Origin of the sequence: Collinsella aerofaciens, assembly GCF_002736145.1 — a bacterium.
GTDB classification, from domain to species: Bacteria; Actinomycetota; Coriobacteriia; order Coriobacteriales; family Coriobacteriaceae; genus Collinsella; species Collinsella aerofaciens_A.
Genome location: NZ_CP024160.1, coordinates 661,271 through 674,110 on the forward strand (window position 1 = coordinate 661,271; position 12,840 = coordinate 674,110).

Sequence of the window (12,840 nt, forward strand, 5' to 3'; positions counted from 1 at the left end):
GATAGGGTTTAAGTGTTTAAGGAAAGCAAGTTCATTAAAAACGCAGGTTGGCTCATGGTTCTCCAAGGGGTCAACATTATTGTGCCATTCCTGACTGTCCCGTATGTAACACGCATTTTTGGTGCCTCAAATTATGGCATTTTCGCCGTTGCGCTGAACTGGGTGACGTATTTCCAGATGATTGTCGAGTACGGCTTTGATCTGAGCGCCACGAGAAGAGTCGTTCGAGTTGCCGATGATCCAAAGAAGTTGGGTAGCCTCGTCTCGGCCGTCGTCATCGCTCGACTGCTGTTAGTCGCGATCTGCCTCGCTGTCACCGGAGTCCTGGCGGTGACCTGCGCTGCGACGGGCGAGCAGCTAGGCTGCATGATCGTGCTATTTTCCATGCTGGTTGGTATAGCCCTTCAGCTTAATTGGCTGTTCCTTGGGCTCCAGGACATGAAGTTTATCACCGTTGCCACGGCGTTAGCCCGGGTGGCGTCAGCTGTTCTCATCGTTCTCATGGTAAATCGGGCTGATCAACTGCTGCTCTACTCGTTCTTGTATTCCTTCACGTTTCTGCTCTCCGGATTGCTGACGCAAATGTTTGCATGGAAGAAATACCATGTACGCTTTGCCCCCATAAGCCTAAAGGACGTCTGCGAGGCTTTCAAAGACGGTTTTCCTCTGTTCCTCTCTTATGCGGCAAGTAAGATTATCAGCAATGTCGGTGTTACCGTCCTTAGCGTTTTCCAGACGGCGGCGGTCGTTGGTTCCTATTCAGTCGCTCTTAAGATTCCTCAAATCATCAACATGATGTTCTCGCCAGTGAGCCAGGCGCTCTACCCTAGGGTCAATGAAGTATGTCTGCGGTCGAAGAGCGGAGCTAAGCGCTACGTGTTAAAGCTCGCGATTCCCGTTATAGGGGGATTCGCCGTCTGTTTGACTGTCATCGTTCTTTTGAGGAGACCGCTTGTTGGCTTCCTTTTCGGGGAGGACTACCTTTCCTGCGCCGATACGCTGATCCCCCTTGCTATTTGGGTGATTCTGGGTGTCGTTAACAACTTTCTAGGGGTACAGCTGCTCATTCCATTTGGTTATCAAGATATCTACAGCAAGCTCATCCTCGCTGACTCGATTCTTTCGCTCGTGCTGAATATCGCCCTCGGCGCCGTCTTCGGCGCCATGGGCGTGGCCTCCGCTGTCGCCATTGCGGAGGCGGTTCTCACGGTTCTTCTGCATTTCAACCTGAGGAAAGTGTCAGCAGACTAATTACGATTAGATAAGGAGGCCACCTTTGAGGAAAGTAATGCTCGTCTTCGGCACCCGCCCGGAGGCAATCAAGATGTGCCCGCTCGTTAACGAGCTGAAGGCGCGCAAGGATGAGTTCGAGACCGTCGTCACCGTGACCGGCCAGCACCGTGAGATGCTCGACCAAGTGCTGCGCGTCTTCGACGTGACTCCCGACCACGACCTGGCGATCATGAAACCGGGCCAGACACTGTTCGACGTGACTTGCGACGTGCTGCTCAAGCTCAAGGCCGTCCTAGAGGACGAGAGTCCCGACGTCGTCCTGGTCCACGGTGACACCACGACCAGCTTCGCGGCGGCCCTCGCTTGCTTCTATCTGCAAATCCCCGTGGGACATGTCGAGGCGGGCCTTCGCACGCACGACATCTACAGCCCTTGGCCCGAGGAGTTCAACCGCCAGGCCGTCGATATCGTGAGCGAGTATTACTTCGCACCCACGGATGCTAGCAAGCAGAACTTGTTAGCCGAGGGCAAGCCTGAGTCCAAGATCTGGGTCACCGGAAACACCGGAATCGACGCCCTGCGCACCACCGTACGCGAGGGCTACTCCCATCCTGAGCTCGATTGGGCCGAGGGCTCCCGCCTCATCCTCATCACAGCGCACCGCCGCGAGAACCTCGGCGAGCCCATGCACCGCATGTTCCGCGCCATCCGCCGCGTGATGGAAGAGCACCCAGATACCAAGGCGATCTACCCAATCCACATGAACCCGCTTGTCCGCAAGGCGGCGCACGAGGAGCTCGACGGCTTCGACAGGCTCCACATCATCGACCCGCTCGAGGTGCTCGACTTCCACAACTTCATGGCGGCGAGCCACCTCATCCTCACTGACTCGGGCGGCATCCAGGAGGAGGCGCCTAGCCTGGGCAAACCAGTACTTGTCATGCGCGACACCACCGAGCGCCCCGAGGGCGTGGCAGCCGGCACGCTGAAGCTCGTGGGCACCGAAGAGGACGTGATTTACCGCGAGTTCAGCCGTCTGCTCAGCGATCAGGCCGAGTACGAGACTATGAGCCATGCGTCGAATCCTTATGGTAATGGGCATGCGAGTGAGCGTATCGCGGATGTGTTAAGGAGTCATTCCTGAAAATGAGTGTAATTTCAAAGCTAAAACATCTTCGCAGAAGAGTTTTATTTGGTGATAAAGCAGACTCTGAAACTTATCTGGCACATCTCAGGTCGATTGGAATCGATATCGGAGAAGACTGCGTCATATGGACACCCGATCTCACTCATATCGAAGAGGCGAACCCACATTTAATTACTATCGGGTCGCATGTCGATATTACTGGCCCAGTTACTATTCTCTGCCATGACTACAGCGTTGGTGTAATAAAACGCTGGAGTCATGGTGAAATCCTTGGTAACCAGAAGAAAGTCACAATAGGGAACAACGTCTTTCTTGGCTGGGGTTGCACTGTCTTGGCTGGAACAACTATCGGCGATAATGTAGTTATTGGAGCGCATGCTGTTGCCGCCGGGGATCTACCAGGAGGTTTCATCTATGCTGGTTCTCCCGCCAGGCCAATTTGTAGCATCGAGGAATACTATGACAAGCGCAAGAAAAAACAGATAGATGAAGCGGTGGCTGTATTCCGAGCATATAAAGACAGGTTCGGCAAAACGCCTCCAATTGAAGTCTTCCATGAGTATTTTTATCTCTTTACTACCGACTCTAATACGCTTTGTGATGTATTTCGCAGAAAGCTTGATGACAAGGGCAATCCTGAGGAGTGCTTAGAGTGGCTTGAGGGACGAGGCGATGACGCTCCATTTGGCTCTTATGAAGAGTTTTGTATGTATGCAGAGTCGATCGAATGATTTCAGAATTGAATCATCCCGCTTTCAGATCATTTGAGTAAACGTTGCTTTTCGCAATCACATAGGTTGCTTTAAAGCGATGGTTTCGAGGCACGCACGAACCGTAGGCGTTCAAGGAGGGAACCAAAGCAATCAAAGTGCTCGGATGAGTAGTCAATCGCCCCGGTGTCCATTTTTTTCTGATTGTCCGCCCCACGGCGCCGCTGTATATTTGCCTCGCTCATGTCGACCCGGTCATGTTCTACACGATTGCTGATACTGTCCGTTAATCAATAGATAGTCATTGAAGCACTCACTACAGGCGTTCTATAATCCCGTATCTCATTTCGCGTGATAATTACAAGTTTTTCGAGTCTTATAATTCCTTTAGGGCTATTAGTTGCAAAGCCAATAGAATGACCAGACCACCACTTACCGTGAATTAAATAGGCAACAGGAACCGCATAGGCAATATCCCTTATATCGCCTATATCAAAATGGACGTCATCTAACGACGATATCGTTGACTGAGCATTAGGCCGAAAGATACCGCCTTTATCCGGCCTTGCGAACATATTCTCCCTGTTTGGAATTGTCTCGCAAAATATGATCCTGAATTCATTTTGCCAAGAATATGAGGCTTCCTTTGAATACATAGGAGTTAAGTTCTTAGTAGTGCCTAGACAATAGTAGTTCACCCTATCCGCCAGGAGCAGGCAGTGGTCGCAGCCATATTGTTTAGTAAGTGCAGAGACAATTCTATCGACGAACTGATCCAAATTTGCGATCACAACCGCCGTATCTCCAAATAGTGCAATCCTCTTATTTGCATGCTCCCATTTCCTGCTTTCCGGGTGATATTGGAGCGTCATAGTCGAATAGCACTTCATATATTTCGTCTCGAAATCATCAATTAAGGATATGTCGCCGTACTCCCATTTTTCGTTGCGAATAGCTCCTTCCCTGCAATCGCCTCGGAATGAGTTGTCTACGGATGGGTCGTTTTGCGTGTTTGCAAGCCAGTCCCAACCCCCGAAAGCATTCAACGGCCTGACGTAAACGTCACCATCAAGAAGCATTTCTGCATACTTGGCATCAGTAACTTTGGCCACAGCAAAAGGCTGTTCGAAGGGACGTGCTGAAATCAAGCTTCTCAAAGTATCAATCCCTTCTTAAAGAACACTGCTTGTATCGTACTCTAAGGACATCGCAGTCTCGTAATACGTAAACTTCTATAGGCGCCAATTGGTTTTAATCGAGGCTAAACTTTGTGTGGATATGGCTCCACGTCGTATTTGCTCAACGTGCCTTGTAGCTTAAGTCTAAAAATTGCGGCAAGGAGAAGCCGATCGTTGGCGTATTCATAGCTTAACGATGAAGCCCAACTACGAAATCTTCCGCGCGAGTTTCATCTAGGGCGTCATGAAGCGCGTGAAGGCCAAGGGCGTGCCCGTGGTGGTTTACGAGCCCACGCTGGACGCGCCGGAGCTCTTCGGCTCCGAGGTCACGCACGACCTGGAGGCCTTCAAGGCCGGATGCGACGTGATCGTGGCCAACCGCTGGAGCGACGAGCTCGCGGACGTGGCGGACAAGGTCTACACGAGGGATCTGTTTAAGCGGGACTAGGGGAGAGGGGCCTATACTGAGCGAGACTTGACCTTAGAAGCGAACGACTGCTCCCGAGCGATGGTATTGGCTGGCGCCAATACCATCGTCCTCTTCTTATGGCGCTACATTCCTAGGATACGCATGGGAATGAAGTTGCCTATTATAATTTGACAAGATACACTACCGCCCATAGTAAAGCGGTCTGTCACGTACGGTTATCATTTGATTCGCTTGATCCAATACTCTTCGAATAATCTGATGTTCCATGCGTCATTTCTTTTGGTCCTAATCCAACCGCTTGTCGAAAATCTCCCGCCGAATGTATCGGCTTTAATTAGACTACATAGACGCGAGGCGGCACATCGGCAGGATTGCCTGTTGTTGCAGGGAGTTGTTCGCCATCGACCTCGAGATGAGCCGCTCGATCTACTTACAAGTCTCACCCATGAGAAGCGATACCTGTGAGGCGTCAAGACTGTTGATCGAGCGGCATAATAATCAGGACATTAACGGACGGTCCGTCGTGAACCTCGGCGCGGCAGTCCAAGCGATAATATAGAACTTGGGGCAGTGCATGGACGACGGGAGATAGGGAAGAAGACGTATGAGCGAACTTGCAAGTTCAATTCTCGTCAGTGTGGTTACCGCTATTCTTGGATGGCTGGGAAAGGGAGCATGGGCTAATCGAAGACGGCTGATGCTGTGCGGGCTTACGAGAATAAATCCAGACGAGATGGTTCGAATCAGCGCTGCCTACTTGTTCAGGATAAGGATTGGTGGAAAGTTCCTTCTGATTAGGGGCAATAGAATCAGGGATCAGTATCAGCCGGTCGGCGGAGTATTCCAGTACTTTGCTGGGGCTGAGCCTGGCTTCAGGGAGATGGGCTGCAATCCAGACGATCGCATGAAAAACTCCTCATCGAATCCTCGCGACCTGAGGGTGATTCTTCCTCGCAAGAACGTCTTGAAGTTCCTTGATTGGTTTGACAGCCGCAAAGACCGCGAAATCACGACCTTACGAGAGTTTTACGAGGAGCTTGTGAAGCCAAAATTTCTCCCAGAATCTTGTGCCCTCAACTTCAACCCGCAGTTTGTCAGACAGTGTGACCGCCAACTCAAATACTCGGAGCATCTTGGCATTAACGAGATTCTCGTGCACGAGGTATACGAGATTGTCTTGAACGAGGAGGATCAGGAGTCGATTTTCTCGTTCATTAACGATCATCCAGCGGGAGCTCTCCTGCTTGTCGACGAGCAGGAGATAAGACGGCGGTCCGTGGAGGTCAATGGGCAGTTCTTTAACATCGCACCTACGGCGGGGAGCATCCTATGAGCGACGAGCGCGTCTATCGGGGATACATGGAGGGCCAGCTGAAGAGGGCTCTAGCTGATATCGAAATCCCGGATAGCTACTACGAGAAGGCGGAGACGGCCTACAACTCCATATGCAACGACCTAACCGACCAGAATTGCGTCCTGTCTACTCTTGGCCCTGAGGCGATACTGCAGGGCTCAATGAGGCTCGGAACGGCAGTGAAGCCCATTGATGAAAACGGTTCGTATGACGTTGACATGGTATGCAACCTGCGTACGCTGTCGAAGTCCGTCACCACCCAGGCGCATGTTAAGAAAGTCGTTGGCGACGAGGTGAAGAAGTATGCGAAGCGGCACGGTATGACAAAACCCCCGCACGAGGGAAAGAGGTGTTGGACGCTCGAATACGTCGACGATGTAAACTTCCATATCGACATCCTTCCGACGATAGACGACACCTCTAACCACGCCGACTGCCTGAGAAATAGAGGCTTCGGCGTTCCTGATGACGCTCGTTATCTTGCACATACCGACAAAAGGCACCCTCGGTACTCAGAGATTTGTTCAGATTGGGCATCTACCAACCCCCGAGGCTATGCACGGTGGTTCTTTAAGGTTGCCGACTTGCGAACCTACAGAGAGCGCCTGGCGAAGGCCCGTAACGTGACCTTTGAGAGCATACGTCCGTACAGGGTTAAAACACCGCTACAGCAGTACGTCCAGTTATTGAAGCGTCACAGGGACGTCTTTCTCTCGAATCAACAAATGAGCCGTGGTCAAATAAGGTCGGTCGTCGTCACGACGCTGGCGGCGAAGGCCTATGAGCAAATTATTCATCATAGTGGCTGGTACAACGATTTCATTGAAGTCGTTCAGGGTCTTTCAACTCACATCCGAAAGACGCCCGATGGCTGTTATGAACTCGTGAACCCAGCCGACCAGTTGGAGAACTTCCTAAAGGACTGGACCGAAGAAGACGCAAATCTTTTCTATCGATGGTGTGAAGCGGTCTCTGACGACCTGGGGCAGCTCCCCTCGACTCTCAAAAAGGGCATATTCAACCGCTACCCCGCGCGCTCGATAAGAGAGTCTCTCGGGTTGCCCAAACAATCTTCCTCTGACTGCAACTGTAAGGGGGTTAGGGGGTATCTCGATAGGTTGCCTCACCACAAGCAGCATGGAGGAATCGAGATTGATCTCCTGTCGATAAAGATCAAAGCGGAGAAGATGAGGAACGGCGGGACCTTCGTTCCCTTCGAGTCTGATACCCCGCTTCCCAAGAACGTCTCACTCCGTTTCAGTGCGGCCGGCGATAATTTCGATGGCTTTACCCTGAAGTGGCAAGTTACGAACGACGGACGGGAGGCGATTGCGGCAAATTGCCTGCGCGGAGACTTCTACCTCAGTGACACCTCCGCCAGGGGACGGAAGGCGAGGGGAGAAAAGACTTACTACATCGGGCGGCACTACGTCGAATGCGTCGCCGAGAAGGATGGCGTGGTCTACGGACGAAGCGACCCCTTTGTGGTGAACATCACCAATGACGATGCTTCTAGAAGGAACTGGTAAAGGCCTTTGGACGCAACGTTGGCCATATGATCAGAGTCACGTAAAAGGTCAATAGATGTGGATATCGGAAATGGACTAGTACTCAAGTTTAATTTGAAAGCCGAACAACATGAAGTTCTTTGATGAAGACCTAAATGGGCAGCTATTGAGCTGGCGGTATTATCCACGGCACTCCTCCTTTCACCGACTGGCAAAACGATTTACACCTAATTTCGTAAATCAGTCACAGGGTTTCATCTTGCCCGTAGTCCGATCTCGCTAAACTAATAACTGCTGCTACCAGGTCATTTTCTGGTACAGCTTCTATTGGCTCCTGCGAAGATCGGAGCGGTTATGTTTACTGCCGCGTTCCACACTAGCCGTCACTACATCCTGTTTACCGCCATGGCCTGCCTATGCGTTTTGCTGGGCGGGCCTTCTTATGCCGCGGGTGCGGAGAGCCTCATCATTGCGGGCGCGACGTACTACGAGCCGGGCGTCTCGGGTCCTGGTTGGGCCTGGACCGATGCCGACCACTTGGAGCTTAACGGCTACGCGGGCGAGGCCATCGGCGCCGACGGCGACCTGGTGCTGACACTTGCCGGGCAAAACTCCGTGACGGAATCGCATGCGCCCGATGCGGACATCACGCTGTGCGGCATGGAGGTGTGGGGCAACCTGACGCTTCGCGGTACCGGGACCCTGACGGCGACGGGCTCACAGTGCGGGATCCACGTCTCGCAGGCGCTCGTGGTGGACGGCTGCACCGTCGATGCCCGGGCAGACGGGTCCGATATTACGGACGAGGCAGTTGCCGGCGTGATCGCAGGCGACATGGCCGTGCGCGGCGGCGGGCGCGTCGTTGCCGCGGGCGCCGGGCCCGGAGCGGGCGTGCACGCCTATGGCGTGTATCTGCAGGATGCGAGCCTTGGCGATGGTGCAGCCGGCTGTCGACTTTCCGTCGACGCCTCGTGGCTCGATGCGACCGGTGCCGACGGCGGCGTTGCTTGCCTGGGCGGGTCGCTTGTGTCCGCTCGGTTTGTGGCGCCTGCCGGCGGGACCTTTGGTGCTTGTGGCGTGGTGGATGCCTCCGGTGCGGTGGCACCGCATGTGGTGGTTAAGCCCGATGTCGTCACGCCTCCGGCGGGGGAGACCGACAGGGGCGAGGTGCCGGGCGATGGAACGGACAAGTCTCCCGCCGATGCAAGCCCCGCTGCTGGAGAGCCCACCACAGGGCCCACGGCAAATCCCTCTCTGAAACCCACGGCCGCGACAACCAAGACAACAACGACAGTAACCAAGGCCACAGTGTCCACGCCGTCCAAGCCCAAACCCGCCACCGCGACCACTTCGGCGCTCCCCAAGACCGTCGACAACAACTGTGTCGTCGCCTCCATGGTGCTTTTCCTGCTGGGGACAGTGTTTCTAGCCGTCGCATATCGCTGCTAGGGCCCCGTTTAAGCGAGACCAGGAGAGAAGCGAAGGCAACTATTGTAGAAGCCTTTAGCCTTCTACTAAATCAATTTCCTAGAAAATAGCGCCGCATCAGCTATCGCAGAGACGGCGCTATTTTCTTTAGCTCGACTGCCTCTCGATCTGTTGCCGATGTTGGCCTTACACCCCATCTGCCAGAGCGATAAGATAATTGCAATCCAAATGTTGCCATTTATAAAGCTTCTTGTTCCACTAAAGGATTGATATATGTCTAATGAAACTAAAGTTGAGGTTGATGATGTAGCCTCGTATATCAAATACATCAACGAGCTTTCACCAACAATAGATGGTGACGCCAGAACAATTGAGTCTACATTTGTGTTTCGTGGACAAGGATCGACTAAGTTTGATCTAGTTCCGTCAATCGGAAGAGACAGTCTTTGGCGTAAACCGGGATGTGACGCCATTTCTCCTATCATAGGCACCCTTAAGCACGAGGCGGATATTATTGAAACTGCCTGCCGCATATTGCCAAATGTTTTTAAACGAGATTTGCTTCCAATTGATCTTTTAGCCTGTCTCCAGCACTACGGAGTCCCCACCAGACTATTAGATGTCACTTCAAACGCGCTTGCCGCCCTCTATTTCGCCTGCGGAAATCTGGATGACGTGGGCGAAGTATTTATCTTTAGGCGACCGGGAGGGGATAAGCAGGAATATCCCATCTGTCAGGCAATCGCGGACTCGTGGCATCTGTTTATGAACTCTAAAGTGTTATCAGACTTTGCTTCACTTGCAATATCTAGACCATACTTTGACTATCAACGTGATCTAGTGCTTTCAAATTGCCCTGAACCAACCGATCAGGCAAAATGGTTTAAGGAGTGCTGCGAAGACACATTATTTGTCTACGGAACTAGATATCTCGATAGGCAAGCCGCCCAGTCGGGGCAATATATCCTTTTCCCAAATGACATTCGTGGTGAAGACCCTTATTTATCGTTTGAGGAATTCATAAGTCCGCTGCCCAAAGACAGTCCCGTAATAGCCGGCCGTTGCATAGTGCCATCTGAAAGGAAAAAATCCCTGCTTATCGAATTGGGCAATCTTGGCGTAACCGAATCCACGCTCTTTCCCGACAGTATTGAGAAGATCTGCTCTGGAATGGTGAGCGAATTTAAAAGAAATCAATATACGTGACGCCAAACGATCGGGTATTCGGAATAAGCCCTTAGCATCCGATTGTCGAGGCGCTTCTTAACGAATCCGGCTCGATTGCCAGGGTCAAATCGTTCTCATGGATTTGGTTTATCAACAAGGAGCGAATCCACGACATAGATCCCGTCCAATGCGGAAAATGGATGTTCTTCTTCTCTCCATTCAAAACCGCCCTCATGGACGACATTGTCGGAACCGCAGTTCTTGATGGCGTCGTCGTAGAGGCCAAATACTCGAACCCCGAAACGCTCATCGCGGCGGGCTCGAAACATGGTGTCTGTTGCTTTTACCTAAACGGTAACGATAGAGTAAGCCATAAGAGGGTACTGAGCTACATGCTGGAAAACGGGCTAATCAGGAAGACAAAGACTGGAAAGCTGTATAACATTTCGTTCAAGTTCGACACTGAGACCTACGCAGGAAAGTACAAGGGGAGCGGCTTCTCCGGAAAGATAAAGCTCGCGGACTTCGTTGACCTGGAGACGGGAGAGTTTATCTTGGACAGCGGGGCGGATTAATGAACTCTGCTTATGCTAGGGATGACGGGACCGTTCGCGTAGCCGTCGAGCGTCCGGTTGACCTTGGCTTTGACCATGCGGAATGCTTGATGCCTGAGGTTAAGTGGTTCAATGGCGAATGTTTTTCTACTGACGATCTGGATTTTTTGACCGAGTTCGTTAGATCAAACGCTCCGTTTATCTTCGAGCTAGCAGAACGGCAAAAAGCCGGACCGGCGGTATCGGCGCTGGCCCCCTGACACTCTACTGTTGAACGGAAAATATCCCATGATTTCGCCTTCCGACATATCCACCGTCGCCTCCCGCGTGCTGGCTCAATACGACGTCAGCGAAGCCTATTTATTTGGCTCGTTTGCCCGAGGCGAGCAAACGCCAGATAGCGATATTGACTTGCGCCTAGTCTGCGGCAACACCATGACGTTCGGCACGCTTTATGAACTCTCCCATGAGCTCGAGAAGGAACTTGGTCGAAAGGTTGATATCGTCACCAACCCACCAGAGCACATGCGCCCGGCCTTCCGCAAAAGCATCGAGCAAGATGAGGTGCTTGTCTATGAAGCTCTGTAAGCAGGACGAAGCGTTAGCGTGCTCCGGCGTGATCAGCAAGTCTGAATTTTGTCGCATACTTCCGGACTCGGCGAGCCTTAGAAGCCAGTATTGAACTCAAACTCGGTTCCAGACACCCTCTTGCTATTTGAATACAGGTATCGCTCTAGCGATAGTATGTTATACTATCGCTAGAGCGATACCTGTTAGGAGACTCGCGTGGAACTGTGGCATGGTTCTCAGAAAATCATTGAGACTCCCCAGCTTGGCCTGGGGAAAATCCATAACGACTATGGACAGGGATTCTATTGCACAGAGAGCCTCGACCTTGCAAGGGAATGGGCATGCTCGCGCGATGCCGATGGCTTTGCGAATCGCTATGAACTCGATATAGCCGATCTCAAAGTTCTCGACTTGCTATCGCCGCAATATTGCGTCCTGCATTGGATAGCGTTGCTCGTTGAGCATCGTTCTTTTCGCAAAGATACCGCCATTGCCGCGGGGGCGTGCGAATATCTCCATGATCACTTTCTACCTCAGACGAGCACTTGCGACGTAATAAGGGGGTGGCGTGCGGACGACTCGTACTTTAGCTATGCCAGAGCTTTTGTAAACAATACGATCACCGTCGATCAGCTTGGACGATCTATGAGGCTCGGTAACCTGGGGGAGCAGATTGTGCTCAAAAGCGAGCGTGCGTTTAAGAGCATTCGTTTTGCTGGATTTGAACGTGCGCAGCAAGCTCTGTATGGTCCATTGGCCAAGGAACGAGATGAAGCGGCAAGGGCGCAGTATCGGGAGCTCCTTGCCGAAAACCCGTTTGAGGGAATACGTATCGTCGATATCATTCGAGAGGGGATGACGGGCGATGACCCACGCCTACAGTGAGATGTATCTCGAGGATGCAATGAGAACGCTGGGCGAGGCGGTCGATTTTGCTCTCTGTGACCAAGGGCTGACTCCAGCCGAGTTGACGGCGATCATGTCGAACGCTCTTGAGATGAAACAGTTTGAGCGCGGTATGCCTCGCGTCGTCTGCGGCATGGCGGGCGACGAGCTCGCGCGCGATATTATCGCCCATGCGGGACTGACCCCCGTCAGATGTAGGGAGACCTATCCGTTCGACCGTTCGCCTCAGTATTGGGCGGGGTGGGTTATGGCCTATACGCAATGGATGAGCAGCTTGGGCTTTAATAAGCTACTCGAAGTCGCTCCGCTCGATTGGATCATCGGCTCGTACCATCCGCTCCACGAGGCCTCCGAAGATAAATTCGCCCAGATTGTCATCGAAAAATGGAACAACGCCCAGGCAGACAAAAAGGGCCTCAAGGCGGCACGAAAGGCTGCCGGACTAACGCAAAAACAGCTCGCCGCCCAATCGGGGGTTAAGCTTCGCGCCATACAACTCTACGAGCAGAACCAGCTCGACCTACGCCGCGCCTCGGTTTCCTCGGCATTGGCGCTTGCAGACACCCTAAACTGCACCATCGAAGACCTCGTCTGGCAACCGATTGCTCTGGAGTACGACTCGCAGGCTATTTCGTCTGTAAAGCTATAGAGGAGT

At 52.5% G+C, this 12,840-nt stretch carries 13 protein-coding genes; 12 read left to right on the top strand and 1 reads right to left on the bottom strand.

Annotated features, from left to right (window positions below; genetic code table 11):
- The first annotated feature begins 12 nt into the window (after positions 1-12).
- From CSV91_RS02880 to CSV91_RS02890, 3 genes are read left to right on the top strand one after another with little or no spacing between them, the layout of a single operon-like run.
- On the top strand, positions 13-1,251 hold the full coding sequence (locus CSV91_RS02880; RefSeq protein ID WP_099431735.1) for a flippase: 1,239 nt from the start codon (positions 13-15) through the stop codon (positions 1,249-1,251).
- Positions 1,252-1,276: 25 nt separating this feature from the next.
- Complete coding sequence (gene wecB / locus CSV91_RS02885) at positions 1,277-2,377, top strand: non-hydrolyzing UDP-N-acetylglucosamine 2-epimerase (RefSeq protein ID WP_099431736.1); 1,101 nt, start codon at positions 1,277-1,279, stop codon at positions 2,375-2,377.
- A 2-nt stretch (positions 2,378-2,379) separates the two neighbouring features.
- A complete protein-coding gene (locus CSV91_RS02890) occupies positions 2,380-3,111 on the top strand; it encodes an acyltransferase (RefSeq protein WP_099431737.1) in 732 nt (243 codons plus the stop codon).
- 269 nt (positions 3,112-3,380) lie between these two features.
- Here the strand turns inward: CSV91_RS02890 and CSV91_RS02895 are convergent, their stop codons facing one another.
- A complete protein-coding gene (locus CSV91_RS02895; RefSeq protein WP_099431738.1) occupies positions 3,381-4,247 on the bottom strand; it encodes a hypothetical protein in 867 nt (288 codons plus the stop codon).
- Positions 4,248-4,512: 265 nt separating this feature from the next.
- On the opposite strand from CSV91_RS02895, the gene CSV91_RS02900 reads away from it, so the two are divergent.
- From CSV91_RS02900 to CSV91_RS02945, 9 genes are all read left to right on the top strand, one after another.
- Positions 4,513-4,716 (top strand): hypothetical protein, encoded by a 204-nt coding sequence (locus tag CSV91_RS02900; protein WP_197736842.1) that lies wholly within the window; start codon positions 4,513-4,515, stop codon positions 4,714-4,716.
- A 586-nt stretch (positions 4,717-5,302) separates the two neighbouring features.
- Positions 5,303-6,031, top strand: a complete 729-nt coding sequence (locus CSV91_RS02905; protein ID WP_147579371.1) for an SMODS-associated NUDIX domain-containing protein — start codon at positions 5,303-5,305, stop codon at positions 6,029-6,031.
- Positions 6,028-7,581, top strand: coding sequence for a nucleotidyltransferase (locus tag CSV91_RS02910; protein WP_099431740.1), 1,554 nt, complete (start codon positions 6,028-6,030; stop codon positions 7,579-7,581). Before CSV91_RS02905 ends, CSV91_RS02910 begins: the two co-directional genes overlap by 4 nt.
- Before the next feature lie 333 nt (positions 7,582-7,914).
- Positions 7,915-9,009, top strand: coding sequence for a hypothetical protein (locus tag CSV91_RS02915; protein WP_099431741.1), 1,095 nt, complete (start codon positions 7,915-7,917; stop codon positions 9,007-9,009).
- 252 nt (positions 9,010-9,261) lie between these two features.
- Positions 9,262-10,194 (top strand): FRG domain-containing protein, encoded by a 933-nt coding sequence (locus CSV91_RS02920; protein WP_099431742.1) that lies wholly within the window; start codon positions 9,262-9,264, stop codon positions 10,192-10,194.
- Positions 10,195-10,355: 161 nt separating this feature from the next.
- Positions 10,356-10,730, top strand: a complete 375-nt coding sequence (locus CSV91_RS02925) for a hypothetical protein (RefSeq protein WP_099431743.1) — start codon at positions 10,356-10,358, stop codon at positions 10,728-10,730.
- 267 nt (positions 10,731-10,997) lie between these two features.
- Positions 10,998-11,297: a nucleotidyltransferase family protein gene (locus CSV91_RS02935; RefSeq protein WP_099431745.1), complete on the top strand. Its 300-nt coding sequence runs from the start codon at positions 10,998-11,000 to the stop codon at positions 11,295-11,297.
- Positions 11,298-11,495: 198 nt separating this feature from the next.
- On the top strand, positions 11,496-12,164 hold the full coding sequence (locus CSV91_RS02940) for a DUF3990 domain-containing protein (RefSeq protein ID WP_099431746.1): 669 nt from the start codon (positions 11,496-11,498) through the stop codon (positions 12,162-12,164).
- Positions 12,145-12,834, top strand: a complete 690-nt coding sequence (locus CSV91_RS02945; RefSeq protein ID WP_099431747.1) for a helix-turn-helix domain-containing protein — start codon at positions 12,145-12,147, stop codon at positions 12,832-12,834. The genes CSV91_RS02940 and CSV91_RS02945 overlap by 20 nt, the downstream gene beginning before the upstream one ends.
- Positions 12,835-12,840: the final 6 nt, after the last annotated feature.